The organism is Alcaligenes phenolicus, from assembly GCF_032063905.1.
Classification (GTDB): domain Bacteria; phylum Pseudomonadota; class Gammaproteobacteria; order Burkholderiales; family Burkholderiaceae_B; genus Alcaligenes; species Alcaligenes phenolicus.
The window spans coordinates 136,976-159,177 of the sequence record NZ_DAMBOE010000005.1 but is presented as its reverse complement, the minus strand read 5'-3'; the positions used below and the strand labels follow the sequence as shown (position 1 = coordinate 159,177).

Below are 22,202 nucleotides of genomic sequence, written 5' to 3'. Positions count from 1 at the left end.
TGGGCCATACGTTAGTCTTGTCAGGTCTCATAACTTGCATAGAGGGATAAGCACCTCGTATCATTTCGCGCATTGCAGCGCAGTTGCTGTCACTGGAATCATATGGATAAAACACTAATCATTGCCGAGAAACCTTCAGTCGCCGTAGATATCTCGCGGGCATTGGGCGGTTTCACTCGAGAAGGTGATTATTTTGAAAGCGATCGCTATGTGCTGGCCTCCAGCATCGGCCATCTGCTGGGCCTGGTGGCCCCTAATGATCCGGTCCGCGGCAAGTGGAGCTTCACACATCTACCTGTTATTCCCCCTCAGTTTGAGCTCAACCCGACTGACAAGAAATCGACTGAGCGCTTGAAACTGCTGGTCAAGCTGATCAAACGAAAAGATGTCACCGCTGTTATTAATGCCTGTGACGCGGGGCGCGAGGGAGAGCTGATTTTTCGCTACATTATGCAGTACGCCGGTGCGAAAAAACCGGTGCAAAGGCTTTGGTTACGTTCGATGACACAATCGGCGATCCGTGAAGCATTTGAAAACCTGCGCGACGATGAAGACATGAAACCGCTGGAAGCGGCGGCCCGTTCACGCGCCGAAGCAGACTGGCTGGTGGGCATTAATGGCACCCGCGCCATGACGGCCTTCAACAGCAAGGATGGCGGCTTTTTCAAGACTCCCGTGGGCCGTGTGCAAACCCCCACGCTGGCTATCGTGAACGAGCGCGAGAACCGCATTCGCCAGTTCGTGTCGCGTGATTACTGGGAAGTACATGCGGACTTTATTGCCGCTGCAGGCCTGTACACCGGCCGCTGGTTCGATCCTAAATTCGTCAAAGACGAGCATGACCCCGAGAAAAAAGACTCGCGTCTATGGTCCCTCACGGCTGCCCAAACCATTGTGGCCGCGTGCCGCGATCAACCCGGCGTAGTCACCGAGGAATCCAAGCCCAGCACGCAGATGTCACCCGCCTTGTTTGATTTGACCTCGCTGCAACGCGAAGCCAACTCGCGCTTCGGCTTCTCTGCCAAGACCACCTTGTCCTTGGCACAGACGCTGTACGAACGCCACAAGGCGCTGACTTACCCTCGTACCGATTCGCGCTATCTGCCCGAAGACTATATAAGTACAGTGCAAGAAACCATGCGTGCGCTGGCTGACAGCGGCACGCCTGCCAGCGCTTCAGTGCAACCGTTTGCGCAGGAAGTGGTTGAGCAGAAGTGGGTCAAGCCCAACCGTCGGATTTTCGACAACAAGAAGGTTTCGGATCACTTTGCCATCATCCCCACCTTGCAAGTGCCTCGGGAGCTGAGCGATGCCGAACACAAAATTTACGAGCTGATCAGCCGACGCTTCCTGGCCGTGTTCTTCCCGGCTGCGGAATTCCGCGTCACCACGCGTATTACGCAGGTATCCGGTCACCACTTCAAGACCGAAGGCAAAGTGCTGGTCAAACCAGGCTGGCTGGCTATTTATGGCCGCGATGCTCAAGGTGAAGATGCGTCCCTGGTGCCCGTTGCCGATGGCGAGAAGGTTCGCACCGAAGATGTGAATACCAAAGCGCTGGCCACCAAGCCGCCCGCACGCTTTACGGAAGCGACCTTGTTGTCGGCCATGGAAAGCGCCGGCAAGCTGGTTGACGATGAAGCCCTGCGCGAAGCCATGTCCGAGCGCGGTCTGGGTACACCAGCCACCCGTGCTGCGATTATTGAAGGTCTGCTGAACGAAGCCTATCTGCGCCGTGAAGGCCGCGAACTGGTGCCTAGCGCCAAGGCACGTCAGCTGATGACTTTGTTGTCCGGCCTGGGAGTTAGCGAGCTGACTTCGCCCGAACTGACTGGCGAGTGGGAGCACCAGCTCAAGCAGATCGAGCAACGTCAGCTGGATCGTGACGTGTTCATGCGTGAAATCGCGCAGATGACGCAAGTTATCGTCAAGCGTGCGAAAGAATATGAGCGCGACACAGTTCCGGGTGATTACGCGACCTTGCAGACGCCATGCCCTAAATGTGGTGGCGTGGTCAAAGAAAATTACCGTCGTTATGCCTGCACCGCTTGCGATTTCTCTATCGGCAAGCACCCCGGTGGTCGCACCTTCGAGCTGCCTGAAGTTGAAGAGCTGCTGGCCAAGAAAGAACTGGGCCCACTGCCCGGTTTCATCAGCAAGATGGGCCGTCCCTTTGCGGCACTTTTGCGCATTACCGACGAGTACAAGCTGGAGTTCGACTTCGGCCAGAACGACGACGATGATGACGAAGCCCTGGATTTCAGCGGCCAGACTCCGGTCGGCCCCTGCCCCAAGTGCCAGTCTCCCGTCTTTGAGCACGGCTTGCGTTATTTGTGCGAGAAGTCCGTTGGCCCGTCCAAGAGCTGCGACTTCCGTAGCGGCAAGGTGATTCTGCAGCAGGAAATTACCCGCGAACAGATGGCCAAACTGTTAGGTGAAGGTAAGACAGACTTGCTGGATGGTTTCGTGTCCTCGCGTACCAACCGCAAGTTCAAGGCCTTCCTGGTGCGTCAGGCAGACGGCAAGATCGGCTTTGAGTTCGAACCTCGTCCAGAGAAGCCAGGACGCAAATCAGCCGCCAAGAAAACGGCCACTAAAGCAGCGGCTAAAAAGACAGCAGTGAAGAAGACGGCGGCCAAGAAGACGGCAGCTAAAAAAACAGCTGCTAAAAAGACGGCCAGCAAGGCTGAGTAAAAAGTTTGGTTTCTTCGGAAGAACGGCCTCCTTCTTTGGGGGCCGTTTTTTTTGGGCAGTCGTGTAGGGTTTGCAGGCTGGGAAAGAGAGTCTCTGTGAAGACGCCATTCAGGGACCGGGTTTGGGTCTCCGGGCTGAGCACTTGCCGGCGCTGCGCACCGGTTCCCTTGTCGAGTACAGGCTCCGGGCGCGCCCTGAACTCGCCCGGTGGTTTGTCCCCCGGACAAACCACAAACGCCGGGCTCAAACAACAGGGCGCTTGCATCCCGGAGGCCCAAACCCGGTCCCTGAACGGCTCACAATAGTTCTTTGCCCAGAAGCTGTAAGGCTTCTTACTATTACGGCCTCAATTCCACCCAAATACTTATGTACGCCCCTGGGCATGGCATAAAGAAACGAGCGAAACATAGGCTGCTAAGCAAGCATAAGCATCGAAAAGCGAACAACAACAACAACAACAACAACAACAACAACAACAACAACAACAACAACAACACACACATAGTGCAAAGCACACGACACCCTGCACGCAGCCACAGCCACAGCCACAGCCACAGCCACAGCCAATGCAAACTCAACCGAAACAGTGTTGCAAGGCCGAGGTATTAAAACGGTGTGAAGGCTCGAGTCCGTGGGGCATTGGGGGTGGGCGGGTCAGAGTACTTGCCGCGGGCAGGAGATAGCGCAGGGGTACAAGCATCCTGCTGTTTGAGCACGACGCTTATGGTTTGTCCGGTGGACAAACCATCGTGCGAGTTCAGGATGCGCCCTGCGCTATCTCCTGACTAGGGAACCGGTGCGCAGCACCGGCAAGTGCTCAGCCCACCCCCAATGCCCCACGGACTCGAGCCTGGCTTTTAATCACCTCTCCTATGCCAAGCTCCGTCCCAAGCACTACTCCAGAGCCAAAACCCTTCTAAACCACAATGCAGCAGCATCAAAACCGCAACTAAAGCGGTAAGTAAAACAAAGCCTTAGCAAGCACCACAATCAGCAGGACGTGTGCAAAAACACTAAGGTGGATAATCCGTGAACGCCGCGCCGTCATGGTCTTGCGTCGGCTCATCACCATTACGGATAGAAAGTGCCCAAATACGCTTAGCGCCAGGGTGATCTTTACGCCCAGTATCCACGCACGAGCGCCGCCGACCTCAAACAAAGCCCGATGCTGCCAGGCCAGACTCAAGCCCGCACCGTAGAGCAATAACAAAACCCAAGGCATGATGCGACGCGCCCGCCGCCCCAGGGCATACTCGAACTCCCGCATCGATGGCCGGGAAACCTGACGCGCCAAAGGCGACAACATCAGCACCTCGAAAAACACGGTGCCGATGAAGAAAATCGCAGCCAGAAGGTGAACCAACAACAAGAGAAAATAGCTCATGAACAGCGCTCAGGAAAGCAGACAATTCATTAACGGTACACCAGGTCTCGCGCCCACAAACTGACTTCTGGCACATAGCTGATCAGCATCAAACAGGCCAGGATGACAACGACAAAAGGCAGCAGGGGGCGTATCAGTTTTTCCAAAGAAATTCCGGCTACTGAACACGCCGCAAACAGGTTCACGCCAAAGGGCGGAGTCACCATTCCCAGCGCCAGATTAACCACCATGATGATGCCAAAATGCGCCGGATCAATCCCAAACTGCACCGCTACCGGTAGCAAGAGCGGAGCCAGCACCACAATCGAGGCGGAAGTCTCGACGAACATCCCCACCACAAACAAGGCCGCGTTCACACCCAGCAAGAACATCATCGGGCTGCTGAACAATTCCCCCAACCAGATCCCCATGGCAGCCGGAATGCCGGTGCGATTGAGCAGGAAGCCAAACACACCCGCGTTGGCGATGATGAACATGATGACCGCCGTGGACACCACGGAACGATGCAGCACCTTGGACAAGTCGCCCCATTTAACGCTGCGGTAGACAAACATGCTCACGATCAAGGCATAGACTACCGCCACCGCCGAAGCCTCGGTAGGCGTGAAAATACCCCCGTAAATCCCGCCGAGAATAATCACCGGCATCAACAAGGCCAGCCACGCCTGACGGAATGCCGTCCAGACACCCAAACGCCCCACACCGTCCTGCAAACCCAGACCATGGCGACGTGCATACAGCCACACATAAAGCATCAAGACGCCGCCAATCAGCAAGCCAGGGCCAATACCCGCAACGAACAGCTCGCCTACCGACGTGTCCGTGGATACGGCAAACAGAATCATGGGAATGGACGGCGGGATGATCACCCCCAACTCAGCCGCTGAGGCTTGCAAGGATGCCGCGAACGGTGCCGGGTAGCCATGCCGGACCATGGCAGGGATCAGAATTGCCCCGACCGCAAAAGTAGTTGCCACACTGGAACCGGCCACCGCCGCAAAAATCATGCAGGTCAGTACACAGCTGCAGGCCAAGCCCCCTTGAACACCACCCACCAGGCTTTTGGCAAACTCCACCATACGGTTGGACATGCCGCCCGACTCCATCAGGTTGCCCGCCAGAATGAAGAAGGGCACCGCCACCAGGGGGTACTTGTCCAGAGCTGCATACAACTGCTGGGCGATGACCAGAAAAGTCATGCGCCCCTCCCAGGCTACCCCCGCCATATTGGCCAGCCCCACGGCAATCGCCACGGGCACTGTCAATACAAAAAACAGCAGCATGGACACAAGCATGATCTGGGACACGATACGGTCTCCGGTCTAAACAGATGCCCGTAGGACATCCAGAGTTCGGTGGTGCTTTACAGGCACGGAATCAGGTCTTGAATTAGAGCTGCATGTTATCGACTACAGCAGGCGCTGGTTTCTCCAGCCAACGAGCCAACAGGCCCAAAATGGCCAGCACGGCACCAATCGGGATAGCGATGTACACCCAGGAAATGGACCACTCCAGGCTGGGCATGGTCTGAAACCGTACCCGCCAGGTCATTTGAATACCGACCCAGGTCAACAGGCCGAAAAAGGTCAGACAAGCAAGCAGCACGGCCACATCCAGCCAATGCTGTGCCCGCTGCCCGACCCAAAGTCGCAACACATCCACGCTCAGCATGGCGCCCTGACGCAGGGCCAGACACAGACCCAGCATGACCGTCCAGATCAAGGCAGCACGCGACCAGGCCTCGCTCCAGTCGGCGGGCGACTGGAGCACGAACCGGGCAATCACTTGATAGAACGCAGCTGCCACTGCCGAGAGCAGCAGCAACTGCGTTACGCAGGACACCAGACGAAACAGGCCCTTGTCCAGCACAGACAGCAGCGCTTTCATGATGAACGCCGTTTACTGAGTCTGACGAATGGCCTCGACCAGCTCCTGGCCGAACTGTTTGTAGTACTGGGGATAGACGGGCTCTACCGCTTTGGCAAATGCCGCGTGGTCAACCGTATTGACCTGCATGCCTTCCGCCTTGACGGCATCCACGCCAGTTTTCTCGATGTCGTCCACGTAATCACGCATGGCCTGTGCAGCCGTTACGCCGGCATCTTTCATCAACTGCTTGTCCTGATCGGACAGGCCGTCATACACCGCCGGAGACATCAGCACCAGGGCCGGGCCATACACGTGAGCAGTCAGCGACAAATACTTTTGCAGCTGCGGCAGCTTGGCCGACACAATCACGGACAAGGGGTTTTCCTGACCGTCGATGGTGCCCTGTTGCAGTGCGGTTGCCACTTCCGGCCAGGCCATAGGCGTAGCCAGAATACCGATTTCACGGAAAGCGGCAATATGGATGGGGTTCTCTGTGGTGCGAATCTTCAGGCCCTTGGCATCAGCTGGGGTGGTGACAGGACGCACATTATTGGTCAGGTGACGGAAGCCTTGCTCGCCCCAGGCCAGCGCCACAATTCCGCGTTTGGGAAATTCAGCCAGCATGTCCTGACCGATCTTGCCATCAAGCACATGGCGGGCATGTTGCAGGTCGCGGAAAAGGAAAGGAATATCGAATACGCCAGTCTTGGGCACAAAGTTCAGGGTTGCGCCCGTAGACACAATCGCCAGATCAATCGTGCCCAGTTGCAAGCCTTCAATGACTTCGCGCTCGCCGCCCAAGGCGCTGTTAGGAAAGGCCTCGATGGTGTAGTTGCCGTCCTTTTCCAAGGCACTGGCAAAGGCTTTTGCGCCCGCACCATAGTGAGAGCTGGTGGACAAAGCGTAAGCCAGCTTCAAGGAAGTCTGGGCCGTGGCCGCTCCCGCCGCCAGGCCCAAGCCCAGCATCAAACCTGCGGCCAAAAGACGGTTCTTCATGTGACGGTACATCATGCATGCCCCTCCTGTCTGAATGGATCAGTGTATTTAATGCGTAGTGCTCGGGCTGGGACATAGGGGTTTTTACGCCTGTGTCCCAAACGGGCACCTTATTCTTCTACGTACCAGTTATCTTCGGACAACATGACCTGTTGATGGCCATAGCCCGCTGGCATCATGGGGAAACAGTTTTCCAGCGCCAGCACTTCCACGTTCAGGAAGAACGGGCCATCGTGGGCCAGACAACGCTCCAGCGCCGCATCCAGCTGATCGGGATGCTCCACGCGTTCGGCTTCCCAACCAAAGGCGCGCGACAAGGCCACAAAATCCGGCATGGCTTCGTTATAGCTGTGGCTGTAGCGGCCATCGTGAATCAGCTCTTGCCACTGGCGCACCATGCCCATGTGGCGGTTATTGCACAGAATCACCTTGATCGGCGTGCGATGCTGCACAGCGCTGGCCAGTTCCTGAATATTCATCAGCACCGACGCGTCACCACTGACACACACCACCAGCTTGTCCGGATGCGCAATCTGCGCCCCAAACGCAGCAGGTACGCCGTACCCCATTGTGCCGGCCCCACCCGAAGTCAGCCAACGGCGAGGACGATCAAACTTGATGTACTGCGCGGCCCACATCTGGTGCTGGCCCACATCGGTAGAGACGATGGCATCACGGCCTTCCAGATGCGCGTCCAGACGTTGCAGCAAGTGCTGCGGCAAGATGGCGTCGCTATGAGGCGTCACTTTCAAGCACTCTTGAGCACGCCACACGCCAATGCGCTGCCACCACTCATGCAAGCGACCTTCCGGCAATTCGTGATGCGACAGCTCTTTGCGCAGGGCGCGCAACAGGGGATAGCAATCACCCACCAAAGCCACATCAGCACGCACCACCTTGTCGATGGAACCGGGGTCGATATCAATATGAATCTTGCTGGCATGCGGGCAGAAATCGGACAGACGGCCGGTAATGCGGTCGTCGAAACGAGCGCCCACACAGATAATCAGATCCGCATGGTGCATGGCCAGATTGGCTTCCAGCGTACCGTGCATGCCCAACATGCCCACGAACTGCTCATCACGTGCGGGGTAAGCACCCAAGCCCATCAAGGTCAGAGTGCAAGGTGCGCCGGTTTCCTGAACCAGGCTGGTGAAGGCGTGGCTGGCATCGGCACCGGAGTTGATCAAGCCACCGCCGCCGTAAAACACGGGGCGGCGAGCGTGCGCAATCATGGCGGCGGCGCGTTTGATTGCCGCTTCCTGGGCAGGGGCCGGAGCGGCAGGAGCCAACAGGCTGTCGGCCTCTTCCTGGACTGGAGCCTCGCTGCTGGCAGCGGGCAGGGTGGCGATCTGAATATCTTTGGGGAAGTCCAGCAGCACCGGGCCAGGGCGGCCCTGGGTACACAGGCGCAGGGCCTTGGCCGTCAGGGAGGCCACGTCTTCAATGCGACGAACCTGGGCATTCCACTTGGTCACAGGGCGGGAAATACCAATCGCATCGCACTCCTGAAACGCAGCGGTACCAATTGCGGTGGTCGCTACTTGACCACTAATACACAGGACAGGAATAGAATCACACAAGGCATCGAGCAAACCGGAGGTGGTATTGGCCATACCAGGGCCCGACGTCACCAGCACCACGCCAGGTTTGCCGGTGCTGCGGGCATAGCCTTCGGCCGCGTGTACGGCAGCTTGCTCGTGGCGGACCAGAATATGACGAATTCGCGGTTGTGCATGAAGAGCATCATAGAGCGGTAACACCGCTCCGCCAGGATAACCAAAAATGGTATCTACACCCTGAGCGATCAAGGTTTCGAGCAAGATTTGCGCGCCGTTGTGGGCGGTCGTTTCAAGTGACATGGTTGCGTAGCCCTGCATGTTTTGTAAGATAGAGATCGCCGTCCAGTTTATCCCCTTTTACAGGCTGATTCCCCATGGTCACTCAACGCCAACCCTGGCACGTCGTCAAACCGTCCAAACTGCACGGCAATGGCGTCTTTGCGCTACGCGATATTCCTGCCGGAACTCGCATCCTGCAATACGCAGGCAAGCGGCTGACACCCGAACAAGCCGATGCCCTGTTCCCGGTCAATCCGGACGAGCCTTTTCACACGTTTTTCTTTGCCTTGAGCAACGGCAAAATTGTGGACGGTGGTCAGGGCGGCAATGACTCGCGCTGGATCAACCACTCTTGCGCCCCCAACTGTGAGGGTCACGAGAACGTGGACGGATCACGCGTGTTTATTGTGGCCATGCGCGATATTCCCGCCGGGGAAGAGCTCTTGTATGACTACTCGCTGGTCATCGACGATGAAATTACCGAGGAGCTCAAGCAGAACTATCGCTGTCTGTGTGGCGCTGCCCAATGCCGTGGCACCATGATTGCCCTGCAATCGGATCGCTCCCAGGCTGTGGCAGACGAGCTGCGTGAAGTGGCTGCCGAGCTGGATGCAGAAATGGAGCAAGCCCGTAAAACGCCGGTTTCATCCAAACAAAAAACCGCTGATCTGAAAGCCGCTGCCAATAAGCAGGCAGAAAAGGGCGAGTCCGATCAGGATAAAGACGAGGACACGGACGACGATAACGAGTCCTCAAGTTCCAAAGACAAAAAAGACAAGAAGGGCAAAAAGAAGAAAAAAGACAAAGCCAAAAACAAAGATAAAAATAAAGACAAAAAAGCGTCCAAAAAGGACAAAGAAGGCACAAAAGGGAAAAAGGACCGTAAAAAAGAGTAAGCTGTCCCCCAGCTTGCATTAGCCCAGGCTGCCCCACCGGCAGCCTGCACCCTTGCTAATCACCCGCACAGCAAGCCCGGCAACACCCCAGTCGGGCCTCTCAGAGCGCCACACACAGGCCCATCTGTCGTGCCGGGCCAGGTTTTACACCTCATCAGCTAGGCGAAGCACCACCCCCCTATTGCGTGTGCCCTCGCCCCCAAATCCCTATCGTCTCTCCCCAGGCCAAACAAGGCCCAAGGGTGCGTTTGCACCGGGGGAAATTACTCACTGCCAGCCCCGTCTTTGACCGCTAGCATGTAGCTTTATTGCCAAATCTGACAGATCTCATGGATTCAAGTTCTACAGATACACCTGATAATCACGCCGCCTCGCCCGCCGAATCCGGCCTGCGTATTCCCTTGCAAATAGAAGACTGGGCTTCGGTCCTGATCATGGCGGCCCTGGCATTAATTACTTTTGCCAACGTGTTTGTGCGCTATCTGACCGATAGTTCCTTTGCCTGGACCGAGGAAATCTCCATCTTCCTGCTGGTGGTCCTGACCATGAATGCCGGTGCCAGCGCCTGTGTGCGCCACTTGCACATTCGTATTGAAGTCTTTGCCGATGCGGGCACACAGCGTCGTCAACGCCGCCTGGCCCTGTTTGGCATTGGCATGAGCCTGCTGTTCTTTGTCGGCATGGCCATTCTGTCCGGCCGCATGGCCCTGGACGAGTTCGAATGGGGTGATACCTCGCCGTCCATTGGTGTCCCAACCTGGTGGTACAGCATGTGGCTGCCCATCCTGTCTACTACCCTGAGCCTGCGTTTGCTGGGCATGTGGGTGCGTCGTTGGCAGGCCAAATCATGATTGCAACGTTGCTGTTCGTCATCTTCATTGGTTTGATGCTGGTGGGTGTGCCCGTTGGCGTATCCCTGGGTATAGGCGGTGCCTTTGCCATTTTGATGTCCAACCTGGATACGCACTGGTTTGGCCTGATGGCCGTGCCGCAAAGCTTTTACGCCGGTCTGGCCAAATACCCTTTGCTGGCCATTCCCATGTTTGTGCTGGTGGGCTCCATTTTTGACCGCTCGGGCGTGGCCAGCCGTCTGGTGAACTTTGCCGTAGCGCTGGTTGGCCGTGGTCCTGGCATGTTGCCCGTCGTTGCCATTGGCGTAGCCATGTTCCTGGGCGGTATTTCCGGCAGCGGCCCAGCCTGCGCCGCTGCCGTGGGCGCGGTCATGATCGGCGCCATGAAACGCGCGGGCTATCCCGGTCCTTTTGCGGCCAGTATTGTGGGCGCGGGTGCAGCCACCGACATTCTGATTCCCCCCTCCATCGCCTTCATTATTTACTCGGTGCTGGTGCCCGAGGCCTCCGTACCTGCGCTGTTTGCGGCCGGTATGTTCCCCGGCATTCTGGCGGGTATTGGCCTGATTATTCCGGCCATCTGGCTGTCGCGTCGTCACAAGCTGGGATTGGCCGAAGCCGAACTGCCACGTCCACCCTTCTGGCGCAGCCTGCGAGAAGCGGCCTGGGGCCTGATTGCGCCGGTAATCATTCTGGGCGGTATGCGCCTGGGTCTGTTCACCCCCACCGAAGCGGCTGTTGTGGCCGTATTCTACGGCCTGTTCGTAGGCATGGTCATCCACCGCACCATCAAGTTCCGCGATCTGTTTTTGATCCTGCGGGAAGCCGCCGAATTATCAGCCGTCATCATGATGGTCGTGGCGCTGGCCGGTATTTTTGCCTGGGCTCTGTCCACCCTGAGCATTATTGACCCCGTCACCAATGCCATCATCAATTCCGGTCTGGGCGAGTACGGCATTTTGGCGCTGATGATTGTCATGCTGATTGTGCTGGGCATGTTCCTGGATGGCATCTCGATCTTCCTGATCTTCGTGCCGCTGTTCATGCCGATTGCCTACAACTTTGGCTGGCACCCCGTCTGGTTCGGTGTCTTGCTGACCTTGAACGTGGCCCTGGGCCAGTTCACCCCGCCAGTGGCCGTCAACCTGATGGTCGCCTGCCGTATCGCGGGCGTCCCCATGGAAAGCACCCTGCGTTGGGTAGGCTGGCTGCTGCTGGGCATGGGCTCGACCATGCTGCTCGTTATCGCACAACCCGAGATTGCCCTGTGGCTGCCGCGCTACCTGGGCTTTAACTAAAACCACAAGACTGAAACACAACTCATAGAAAGGGAGACCTGACCCATGAAATTACGTCACATTCTGGCCACTCTGGCATGTACAGCCGCCACCCTGGCCGTGGTTCCCGCTGCCCAAGCCGCCTACAAATCCGAGTACAAGCTGTCCATCGTGGTGGGTACCACCTTCCCTTGGGGTCAAGGGGCGGTAATCTGGTCCGACCTGGTACGCGAGCGTACCGATGGCCGCATCAACATCAAGATCTACCCCGGCACCTCGCTGGTACAAGGTGACCAGACACGCGAATTCACTGCCATTCGCCAAGGCATGATTGATATGGCCGTGGGCTCCACCATCAACTGGTCCCCCCAGATCAAGCAGCTGAACCTGTTCTCCCTGCCATTCCTGCAACCGGATGCCAAAGCCACCGACGCTTTGATCAACGGCGAAGTGGGCAAGGACCTGTTTGGCTACATCGAGAAAGCCGGTGTGGTGCCTCTGGCCTGGGGTGAAAACGGTTTCCGTCAGCTCAGCAACTCCAAACACGAAGTGACCAAGCCTGAAGACATGAAGGGCCTGAAACTGCGCGTGGTCGGTTCGCCGCTGTACATGGACACCTTCAGCGCCCTGGGTGCCAACCCTACGCAAATGAGCTGGGCAGATGCACAACCCGCACTGGCTAATAAGGCCGTAGACGGCCAGGAGAACCCCCTGTCCATTTACGCCGGCGCCAAGCTGTACGACGTGCAGCAGCAGTACCTGACCCTGTGGAACTACGTGTCTGACCCACTGGTATTTGTGGTGAACCGCGACGTGTGGAAATCCTGGAGCGAGGAAGACCAGAAGATCGTGCGTGAGGCCGCTATTGAAGCCGGTAAACGTGAAATCGTAATTGCCCGTACCGGCATCACGGCGGAAGATCCTGCCTTGCTCAAAGAGATCGAAAGCCACGGTGTGAAGGTCACCAGCCTGACGCCTGAGCAGCACGCTGCCTTTGCCAAGGCAACCGAAGGCGTGGTCGAGAAATGGACCAAAACCATTGGTGAGGACCTGGTGAAGAAGGCGCGCGACGCGATTGCTGCCAGCCGCTAATTAGCTGGGTTTGAAGGACGAAAAGCCGGGCCCATTCAGGCTCGGCTTTTTTTATTGTCTGGCTGCCCCGCACAAAACAAACCTCATGAAAGCAGCAGCCTACGAGCGCAGCGTGGGGATACTTTCAACCTCCGGGTTACCCTCGAAGAAAGAAATGCCATAAATCGGCGGCACAACCTGAGGGCATTCTTTACAGCCTGCAAATATCAAAGACCAGCTTCCTTCTGAGCGATCAGCAAGTCCAAGACACCGTGTCAAAGCACGTTGACCGCTGAGCCCCAAAAAAATCCCGCTTATTCCTTGAAGCGTATCGCCAGCATTTCACCCGTCGCACACAATTCGCCATTCGCGCTAAGCGACAGGTCCACCCAGACCTTGCGTCCATCCAGCTCACGCAGCTTGCCTTGTACCGTCAGCTCTGTCCCCATTGGAGTAGGACGCCGAAACTCCACTTTCAGGGAGGCTGTCACACAGCGAATTGGCTCCTCGCTGGTGCCCATCTCGATATTCAGATCCCGATAGATGAAGGCTGCCGCAGAAGCAGTACCGTGGCAGTCCAACAAGGAAGCAATCAAGCCGCCGTATACATGGTTGGGCACGCCACCGCTGTAAATCGGCTTGGGAGTGTAGCGGGCCACGGTATCGTCGCCGTCCCAATAGCTCTTTAGCTGATGCCCGTCGGGATTATGTTTGCCGCAACCGTAGCAATGGCTGAAGTTGTCGGCATAAAAATCTTGAAACGCTTTAACCATATGAGTATCTGCTGTCCTCAAAGAAACCAGGAGGCCGTGCTCCACTTGGTAGCACGGCCTATTTCTTAAGCCACTAAAGGTGGTTTGTCAGTGCTACGAGCCAACAACCCACCCAGGCGCGTAGGCACTAACAAGGCCTGCAATATCTTATTGAAACGCCGTTTCCAGGAAGCTGCGCAGCTTGCGCGAGTGCAGCCTTTCTTTGGGCATCTCGCGCAGCAGTTCCAGCGCCCGGATGCCAATATGCAGATGCTGGCCAACCTGACGTGCATAGAATTCGCTGGCCATACCCGGCAGTTTCAGCTCGCCATGCAAGGGCTTGTCCGACACGCACAGCAAGGTGCCATATGGGACACGGAAGCGGAAGCCATTGGCAGCAATGGTGGCAGACTCCATGTCCAGCGCAATCGCCCGCGACTGCGACAAGCGCCGCACCGGCTCGTGGTGATCACGCAATTCCCAATTACGGTTATCGATGGACGCCACCGTACCCGTGCGCATGATGCGTTTCAGCTCCCAGCCGGACAGCCCGGCCACCTCGGCCACGGCCTGCTCCAGGGCAACCTGAATTTCCGCCAGAGGAGGGATGGGCACCCAGGTGGGCAAATCCTCGTCCAGCACGTGATCCTGACGTACATAGCCATGTGCCAGTACGTAATCACCCAGACGCTGAGTAGTACGCAAACCGGCGCAATGGCCCAGCATCAGCCAGGCAGCAGGGCGCAGAACAGCAACGTGATCGGTAATGGTCTTGGCATTGGATGGCCCCACACCGATATTGATCAGGGTGATGCCGGAATGATCGGCACGGCGCAAGTGATACGAAGGCATTTGCGGCGCGCGAGCCAGGGGCGAACCAGTTGTGGATGCATTCGCACCCGCCGGAGTGATGATGTTGCCCGGCTCCACCAGATCTATATAGCCTTGATCATCCGCCTGCAGCACTTCACGCGCCCACTGGCAGAACTCGTCCACATAAAACTGATAATTGGTGAACAGCACAAAGTTCTGGAAGTACTCGGGACGAGTAGCGCTGTAGTGCTGCAAACGATGCAAGGAGTAATCAATACGCGGCGCAGTAAAAGGGGCCAGCGGCAAGGGTTCGTTATGCACGCGCTCCCACGTACCGTTCACGATGGCATCGTCCATATACGCCAGATCCGGTACATCGAAGTGATCGCGCAAAGTGTCACCGGGCGATTCAGGCACGGTTGTCACCGTGGACTGCACACCATTATTCAGGGCGAAATGCAGCGGGATAGGCACGGAGGATTCCCCCACTTCCACCTGCACACCGTGATTGCGCAGCAGCAGTTCCAGTTGCTCCAGCAAGTAATCGTGATAGAGGCCAGGAGCGGTAATGGTGGTCATGTACACACCGGGCTCGACCACATGTCCATAAGACAGGCGGCTATCCACTTCCTGATAGGTATCGACGCGCAAACGCACTGCAGGGTAGCAGGCTCTGAAACGCTGCCCACGTGGAAATCCGGTTTCCAGGCACTGGGCAAAAGAGTCGCGCAAAAAAGCGGTGTTGCGGTCGTAAATATGGCGCAGTTGCTCCAAAGCCTGACCGGCATCCTGATAGCCATTGAATGGAATCAGCTCCGGCGTGGACGTGATACGAGAAAAACCGCTGGGATCAGACATAACAAGTATTCCAAGGGGAAACAAAGACAAGCAGATCTGCAAGCATCATAAGCTGTTTATTGTTCCGCCTCCTACACGACTCCATGACAAATTCAGCCGCCTGATCCTGACGCTCATGTACCAGCCGAACAGACAGGCCTGACCGTCTGCCGCTTTCGCGGACCATCGCCCCCCAATACAGACGTTCGGCTATCGTTTTCGCCTGCGCTTAAAGCCATCACCCATATACCTTTGCAATGGCTCGCTTAGCGCCCCAGCGTCTTGCCGTATCCGAGCAAGGCAGCCCAGCCCCAGTCCCACCCAAAGCAAATGTCGTTACTGGTTTTTGACTGAATCACAAGCCCCACTGTCCACACAATGGACACCACTATCGTTGGTTTTGAGACTGAATTTACTCACAGGCCCCATTTAAACAGGCAGCTTTACCCCGGTTTTGGGTAAATTCCATTTTTCCGAGATCAGGCAGGTAGAGCCCTGGCGCAAGCCCTTGACCCAAAGCCCTGTTTTTATGCTAATGGCGCTGAACAAGCGGCTTGGCGGGCATATCAAGTATTTCAAGCAGGGCCTGGTGAGGCAGCTTATGATGACAAGTGGAAGTCAGGCACGTCTTCTACCTCATATATAAGACTTGCCCAAAACCAGTAAATACATTAAGTATGTAGTCTTAATACTTTTAGTATTAAATCCAGCTAGCGTCAGTCCTTCATAATTTAAGTTATCCAACCTGGCAGTGTGCTCGGCATGCGTGTGAGACATAGCTCGTCATCGCGCAAATTAGCTTGTATTTAGGCTAATTTACAATGGGTTAGCGTATTTTAGTGATTTTCGCTTCAAGCAATCTGCTCGCCCTCTGATGTCATTTGTGTCCTGGCGCCGCGTGGGTCTTGTCACCCGCGATTTCAGCAAGATCTGAAAGTGCTCTTGACCAGGTAATTGCAGTTAGCAAGGCCGTTTTGGCCTGCCGCTGTACCGAATCACTTTTAACTATCAGCAAGGGTACACATGACCACTCGAATCTCCTGCCAGCGACTGCAAGTCGCCGAGGTGCTTCATCAGTTCATCGAACAAGAAGCCCTGCCCGGCACAGGTATCTCCTCCGAAGCCTTCTGGGCTGGTTTCGATAAGCTGGTCCATGATCTGGCACCTAAAAACCGCGCCTTGCTGGCCGAACGCGACCGCTTGCAAGTCGAACTGGACAAGTGGCACACGGCCAACCCAGGCCCCATCACCGATATGCCTGCCTACAAGAGCTTCCTGAGCTCCATCGGCTATCTGAAAGAAGCGCCTGCCAACGTCAAGGTCAACACGGCCAACGTCGACACCGAAATCACCGAACAAGGTGGTCCTCAGCTGGTTGTGCCCATCATGAACGCACGTTACGCGCTGAACGCCGTAAACGCACGCTGGGGCAGCCTGTACGACGCGCTGTACGGCACCAACGCCATCCCTGACACTGACGGTGCTCAGCGTGGCGGTGGCTACAACGCCGTGCGTGGTGCCAAGGTTATCGCCTTTGGCCGTCAGTTCCTGAACGACACGATTCCTCTGGCTCAAGGCAGCCACGACCAGGCTACTTCCTACACCATCGCTGACGGCGCTTTGCGCGTCACCCTGGAAAATGGCGGCACCACCGGTCTGAAAGACGCCTCGACCCTGCTGGGTTACCGCGGTCAGCCCGATGCGCCTGAAGCCATCGTGTTCCTGCACAACGGCCTGCACTTTGAACTGCAGATCGACCCCAACAGCCCCATCGGCAAGACCGACCCGGCTGGCGTGAAAGACATCGTTCTGGAAGCCGCACTGACCACCATCATGGACTGCGAAGACTCCGTGGCTGCCGTGGATGCCGACGACAAGGTTCTGGCATACCGCAACTGGCTGGGTCTGGTCACCGGTTCGCTGACCGAAGAAATCAAGAAAGACGGCAAGGTCTTTACCCGCCGCCTGGCTGACGATCGCCAGTACACCGACCTGAAGGGCGCTACCCAGACTCTGGCTGGCCGCTCCCTGATGTTCGTGCGTAACGTCGGTCACCTGATGAGCAACCCCGCCATCATCGACGGCGAAGGTCGCGAGATCCCTGAAGGCATTCTGGACGCCGTGATCACCACCCTGATCGGCATGCGCGATCTGGAACTGAAGAAAAACTCGCGCAGCGGCTCGCTGTACATCGTCAAACCCAAAATGCACGGTCCTGACGAAGTGGCTTTTGCCAGCGAGATCTTTGACCGTGTGGAAAGCCTGCTGGGTCTGGCTCCCAACACCGTCAAGCTGGGCATCATGGACGAAGAGCGCCGCACCAGCGTGAACCTGAAGGCAGCCATTGCCCAGGCCACCGAGCGCGTTGTGTTCATCAACACGGGCTTTCTGGACCGTACTGGCGACGAAATCCACACTTGCATGCAAGCTGGCGCCGTAGTGCGCAAGGCCGACATGAAACAAGCTGACTGGCAGCCTGCCTACGAGCGCAACAACGTTCAGATCGGCCTGCAATGCGGTCTGCGTGGTCGTGCCCAGATCGGTAAAGGCATGTGGGCCATGCCTGACCTGATGGCTGAAATGCTGGAGCAAAAGATTGGTCACGTGAAGGCCGGTGGCAACACCGCCTGGGTGCCATCGCCTACCGCTGCCACGCTGCACGCCTTGCACTACCACCAAGTCAATGTGGTCGACGTTCAGAAGGGTCTGGAAGGCGACACCAACGACTACCTGGACAGCATCCTGACCATTCCTGTGGCCACTGACACCAGCTGGTCCGCCAAGGAAATCCAGGAAGAACTGGACAACAACGCTCAGGGCATCCTGGGTTACGTGGTTCGCTGGATTGACCAGGGCGTGGGCTGCTCCAAAGTGCCTGACATCCACGACGTCGGCCTGATGGAAGACCGCGCTACCCTGCGTATCTCCAGCCAGCACATCGCCAACTGGCTGCTGCACGGCATCGTCACTCACGAACAAGTGGTTGAAACCCTGCAGCGCATGGCTGCTGTGGTGGATCAGCAAAACGCGGGTGACCCAGCCTACCAGAACATGGCCGGCAACTTTGAAGGCTCCTTTGCCTTCCGCGCCGCTCAGGATCTGGTTCTGAAGGGTCTGGAACAGCCTAACGGCTACACCGAGCCTTTGCTGCACCAATGGCGTCTGGCTTTCAAAGCCGCTCAAGCCTAAAGCACACGATGTCGCCCGGAGCCTGACTCCGGGTGGCGAGTGCCCCCAAAATCCCCATCTTGCTGGTTCAGGATGGGGATTTTTTTCGCCTCCTAGTTCCAGATTTGCGGCAAAGAGGAAGTTGAATCGTCGCTCGGCACAAGCAGCATTTCCAAGTCTTCAAGCAGGTTTGAGTCTCGGGGCTCCGGCTTCGGAGCGTAGCGAACATCCCTGTCTGCCCCTTTTCGTTATAAACTCGAACTCATAACGAATTTGACCGACAGGAAACCCCATGAAATCTTTGCTGTTTTCCGCCGCTTGCCTGCTGGCGATCACCACCACGGCCCACGCTTCCGACCTGCTGATTGCCACCGGCGCAGGCTATCGCAAGCCCGTCACGGAACTGATGGAGGCCTTCAATAAAGAAACAGGCCTGACGGTAGAGAGCAGCTTTGGCAATATGCAGCAGGTCCGCGCCCAGAGCGAGCAAAATCCAGACATTGCCGCCATTATTGGCGACCGCTTTTTTCTGGAGCCCATGGGCATTGCCCAGCAGTTCGTGAACATCAGCCAGGGTGCTCTGATGCTGGCCGTACCCAAGGGCAAGACCATTGATTCCATACAGGATTTGCAGCAGCCCAGCTACGCCCGCATTGCGATTGGCGATGCCAGGAAAACGGTTTACGGCCGCGCCGCCACTACCTGCATGGAACGTGAAAAAATCCAGGCCGATGGTCGCACCATTGAAGTCGCCATGCTGCCGCAAGTATCGACTTACTTGCTGAACGGCGAAGTGGATGCCGGTTTCATCAACCGCAGCGAAGCGCTGGCCCACAAGGACAAGCTGGGCACCATCCTGCCCATGCCGGCCCAATGTCACGATCCGATTGATCTGAGCCTGGCCGTGCTCAAGGACCGCCCTGCAAGCCCTGCCTTGCAATCCTGGACCCAGTTCCTGGGCTCGGACAAGGCCAAGTCCATTCTTGAGCGCCACGGCCTGTGATGTCTGCCTGGATGAGCTGCTCCAGCAGCTCGCTGGGCCTGAGTGTCTATGTGCTGACTGCCACCTTGGTGGCTCAATTGGTTCTGGGGGTCGCACTGGCGTGGGTACTGGCCAGAAAACGCTTTCCAGGCCACGGATTACTCGATTCGCTGGTGAGCCTGCCGCTGGTTTTCCCACCGATTGTTATCGGTTACTTGCTGCTGCTTGCCTTGGGTAGACAGGGCTGGTTAGCCAGTGCCACCGGCTGGTCACCCAATATTGTTTTTCAGCCTGCGGCCTTGCTGATCGCCGCCTTTATCGCCGGGCTGCCATTGATGGTCAAACCCGTGCAAAACAGCATGAACAGCCTGTCGCCACGGCTGCGTGAAGCAGCGGCCACGCTGGGCCACGGCACCTGGTCCTACCTCTTCCGGGTGGAATTGCCCTTGCTGCGACCCGCCTTGGCCACGGGCCTGATCTTGTCGGGCGGCAGGGCGCTGGGCGAAGTCGGGATCTCGCTGATGTTGGGTGGCAATATTACGGGCCGTACCGAAACCTTGTCTTTATCAATCTACAACGCCGTCCTGGATGGCGACACAGACTGTGCCAATGCGCTGTCCTGCTTACTGGGGCTGACGGCATTAGCCTGTTTTTGGGCGCTGCGGCGCTACGGGAATCAAAAATGACGGTTTTTTTTGAACAAAGCCAAATCGACCAATGGATTGGCGAGGATGCCTCCTACCTGGATCTGACCAGCCACATGCTGGGACTGCACAACCAGAACACCACACTGCGTTACGTCGTGCGTGACCATATCCGCGTGGCAGGCACCGAAGAAGTGGCCGAGATTGTGCGCTCCTGCGGCGGCCAGACCCAGCACTACACCCCCAGCGGCGTGGCGGCCATGCCCGGTCAGACCGTCTTGCTGGCACAAGGCCCCGCCAAAGCCTTGCTGCGCGCCTGGAAGGTGGGCCAGAACCTGCTGGAGTTTGCCTGCGGCATCGCCACCCTGACACATCAAGTCGTACAAGCCGTGCAAACGGTAGATGCCTCGGTGGCTGTGCTGACCACCCGCAAACATGCGCCTGGTGTGCGCAAACTGGCCCTGAAAGCCACGCTATCGGGCGGAGCCATGCCGCATCGGCTGGGACTGGGTGAAACCATTTTGATCTTCCCCCAGCACCGCGTACTGATGGGTGGCTGGGAAGAAGTGGGCCGGGCGATTGCCCGTCACAAATTCGCCTTATGCGAAAAGAAAATCGTGATCGAAGCGGCAGATCTGGATGAAGCCTATAGCGCGGCTCAGGCGGGTGCGGACGTGGTGCAGTTCGACAAAGTCCCGCCCGAAACCCTGGCACAAATTGTGCCTGCGCTGCGCAAAGCGTATCCCCACGTCACCATTCTGGCGGCGGGCGGGATTCATGCAGGTAACGCAGCCGCCTACGCCGCAACAGGCGTGAATGCCTTGGTGACCAGCAGCCTGCACTACGCAAAACCGGCCGATATTGGAGTGAAGATCAGCTTGGCGGAGCCAGCAGAATCGCAAGAGCCGCTTGTTGCTAGCAAACTGGAAGGGCTGGAATAAGGTCACCGGCCGCTCACTATTTGTCAGCCTGCCCCACTAGGGTGTTAAGCGAAAACAAAGAAGGTGAGCTCCAGCATTAGAGCCAGTCATCAAACGACAGAGTTACAAAGCACCAGCAATAGAAACACAGATCGCTGAGTCCACCAAAAAATGCGGAAATCAGCATGAACCTTACGCCTGGCATCTGTCCCCTGGCTGCTTGGAAAGCATGTAGCTCCGGGAACACGTTTCCACAAAAAATGTGGGCTCAGACAGTCTCCTTAGACCCCAAATGCTGCAACAAGCGCTGCATGGGTTTGGATAGGGCGTCCCAGTCCTGATAACACAGGCACAAGGAGCGCTTGGCCCAGGCGTCACTCAAAGACCGCGCCACAAAGCCGTGACGACGCTTGTAGCGGCTGGCCACGCCTTGCGGCACTATCCCCAGGCCCACACCGTGGGCCACCATCTGGCATAGCCCCTCGAAGGTTTTCATACGGATGCGCTGCACCCAAGCATGGCCCGCAGCGCGAGCATGTTCGTCCAGATGGTCTTGCAAGGCATTACCCGGCATCAGGCCCACGAACGGCTCATGCAGAACATCCTGCAAGCTCAATTTGCTGTGTGCCGCCAAGGGGTGAGCCGCAGCCATAATCAGCACCAAATGATCCTTGGCGACCGGCTCCAGCATCAGCCCCGGTGCCTGCACTGCATCCGACACCACACCGGCCTGGGCCAAACCGGCGGCAACCGTACGCACAATATCTGCGCTGGTGCGCTCTTTCAGCTCGATATGCAGATTGGGCCGTTGTGCCAGCCAGGGTGCCAGGCGGGATGGCAGAAAGTCGGTTAAGGCCGCCGTGTTCGCATAAAGGTGCAAAGTCCCCCGCGCTCCAACAGCAAAATCCTGCAATTCGCCTTTCAACAGATCATGCTGACGCAGCATCAAACGGGCATGGTGAGCCAGCGCCTCACCCGCCTCTGTAGTGACGACTCCGCGCGGCAAACGCTCCAGCAAAGCAACGCCGGCATCGTCCTCGATACGACGCAAACGCTCGCTGGCCGAGGCCAGGGCCAGATTCGCGCGTGCCGCCCCCTGTGTGATGCTGCCTGCATCCACAATGCTCAAGAACAAGTGAAGATCTGCCAGACCCAGTCGCATGACCACTCCTGAAAACCCTTCGGATAAACCGAAGGATACCGCCTT

Annotated in this window: 17 protein-coding genes; 9 read left to right on the top strand and 8 right to left on the bottom strand. The window is 57.2% G+C overall.

Annotated elements, in window-relative coordinates; genetic code table 11:
• The first annotated feature begins 102 nt into the window (after window positions 1–102).
• Window positions 103–2,694 carry a DNA topoisomerase III gene (locus U2949_RS12140; RefSeq protein WP_321287986.1) on the top strand — a complete coding sequence of 864 codons (2,592 nt, stop codon included), beginning with the start codon at window positions 103–105 and terminating at the stop codon, window positions 2,692–2,694.
• A gap of 949 nt (window positions 2,695–3,643) precedes the next feature.
• On the opposite strand, the gene U2949_RS12135 is transcribed toward U2949_RS12140, so the two are convergent.
• From U2949_RS12135 to ilvB, 5 genes are all read right to left on the bottom strand, one after another.
• Window positions 3,644–4,078, bottom strand: coding sequence for a CopD family copper resistance protein (locus U2949_RS12135; protein WP_009463604.1), 435 nt, complete (start codon window positions 4,076–4,078; stop codon window positions 3,644–3,646).
• A 29-nt stretch (window positions 4,079–4,107) separates the two neighbouring features.
• Window positions 4,108–5,385 carry a TRAP transporter large permease gene (locus U2949_RS12130; RefSeq protein WP_321287982.1) on the bottom strand — a complete coding sequence of 426 codons (1,278 nt, stop codon included), beginning with the start codon at window positions 5,383–5,385 and terminating at the stop codon, window positions 4,108–4,110.
• A gap of 82 nt (window positions 5,386–5,467) precedes the next feature.
• Window positions 5,468–5,965, bottom strand: a complete 498-nt coding sequence (locus U2949_RS12125; RefSeq protein WP_257723358.1) for a TRAP transporter small permease — start codon at window positions 5,963–5,965, stop codon at window positions 5,468–5,470.
• Window positions 5,966–5,977: 12 nt separating this feature from the next.
• Window positions 5,978–6,943, bottom strand: a complete 966-nt coding sequence (locus U2949_RS12120; RefSeq protein ID WP_026483872.1) for a TRAP transporter substrate-binding protein — start codon at window positions 6,941–6,943, stop codon at window positions 5,978–5,980.
• A 110-nt stretch (window positions 6,944–7,053) separates the two neighbouring features.
• Entirely contained in the window at window positions 7,054–8,823 is a 1,770-nt protein-coding gene (ilvB, locus tag U2949_RS12115; protein ID WP_321287980.1) for a biosynthetic-type acetolactate synthase large subunit, read from the bottom strand.
• Between the two features lie 56 nt (window positions 8,824–8,879).
• Here ilvB and U2949_RS12110 point away from each other — a divergent pair, with 56 nt between their 5' ends.
• The 4 genes from U2949_RS12110 (at window position 8,880) to U2949_RS12095 (ending at window position 12,900) form a co-directional block, all read left to right on the top strand.
• On the top strand, window positions 8,880–9,680 hold the full coding sequence (locus U2949_RS12110) for an SET domain-containing protein (protein ID WP_321287978.1): 801 nt from the start codon (window positions 8,880–8,882) through the stop codon (window positions 9,678–9,680).
• A gap of 329 nt (window positions 9,681–10,009) precedes the next feature.
• Window positions 10,010–10,531: a TRAP transporter small permease gene (locus U2949_RS12105; RefSeq protein WP_042484816.1), complete on the top strand. Its 522-nt coding sequence runs from the start codon at window positions 10,010–10,012 to the stop codon at window positions 10,529–10,531.
• Window positions 10,528–11,829, top strand: coding sequence for a TRAP transporter large permease (locus U2949_RS12100; RefSeq protein WP_009461177.1), 1,302 nt, complete (start codon window positions 10,528–10,530; stop codon window positions 11,827–11,829). The genes U2949_RS12105 and U2949_RS12100 overlap by 4 nt, the downstream gene beginning before the upstream one ends.
• A 45-nt stretch (window positions 11,830–11,874) precedes the next feature.
• Window positions 11,875–12,900: a DctP family TRAP transporter solute-binding subunit gene (locus U2949_RS12095; RefSeq protein WP_026483876.1), complete on the top strand. Its 1,026-nt coding sequence runs from the start codon at window positions 11,875–11,877 to the stop codon at window positions 12,898–12,900.
• A gap of 293 nt (window positions 12,901–13,193) precedes the next feature.
• Here the strand turns inward: U2949_RS12095 and U2949_RS12090 are convergent, their stop codons facing one another.
• Complete coding sequence (locus tag U2949_RS12090; protein WP_026483877.1) at window positions 13,194–13,652, bottom strand: PaaI family thioesterase; 459 nt, start codon at window positions 13,650–13,652, stop codon at window positions 13,194–13,196.
• A 147-nt stretch (window positions 13,653–13,799) separates the two neighbouring features.
• Complete coding sequence (locus U2949_RS12085) at window positions 13,800–15,302, bottom strand: AMP nucleosidase (RefSeq protein ID WP_026483878.1); 1,503 nt, start codon at window positions 15,300–15,302, stop codon at window positions 13,800–13,802.
• Between the two features lie 1,002 nt (window positions 15,303–16,304).
• On the opposite strand from U2949_RS12085, the gene U2949_RS12080 reads away from it, so the two are divergent.
• The 4 genes from U2949_RS12080 (at window position 16,305) to modD (ending at window position 21,016) form a co-directional block, all read left to right on the top strand.
• Window positions 16,305–18,470: a malate synthase G gene (locus U2949_RS12080; RefSeq protein ID WP_042484830.1), complete on the top strand. Its 2,166-nt coding sequence runs from the start codon at window positions 16,305–16,307 to the stop codon at window positions 18,468–18,470.
• Window positions 18,471–18,741: 271 nt separating this feature from the next.
• Window positions 18,742–19,452, top strand: a complete 711-nt coding sequence (modA, locus tag U2949_RS12075; protein ID WP_321287974.1) for a molybdate ABC transporter substrate-binding protein — start codon at window positions 18,742–18,744, stop codon at window positions 19,450–19,452.
• A complete protein-coding gene (modB, locus tag U2949_RS12070; RefSeq protein ID WP_321287972.1) occupies window positions 19,452–20,117 on the top strand; it encodes a molybdate ABC transporter permease subunit in 666 nt (221 codons plus the stop codon). The genes modA and modB overlap by 1 nt, the downstream gene beginning before the upstream one ends.
• Window positions 20,114–21,016: a ModD protein gene (gene modD / locus U2949_RS12065; protein WP_321287970.1), complete on the top strand. Its 903-nt coding sequence runs from the start codon at window positions 20,114–20,116 to the stop codon at window positions 21,014–21,016. Before modB ends, modD begins: the two co-directional genes overlap by 4 nt.
• Before the next feature lie 247 nt (window positions 21,017–21,263).
• Here modD and U2949_RS12060 read toward each other — a convergent pair whose 3' ends face one another.
• A complete protein-coding gene (locus tag U2949_RS12060; protein WP_026483884.1) occupies window positions 21,264–22,157 on the bottom strand; it encodes a LysR family transcriptional regulator in 894 nt (297 codons plus the stop codon).
• Window positions 22,158–22,202 lie beyond the last annotated feature (45 nt).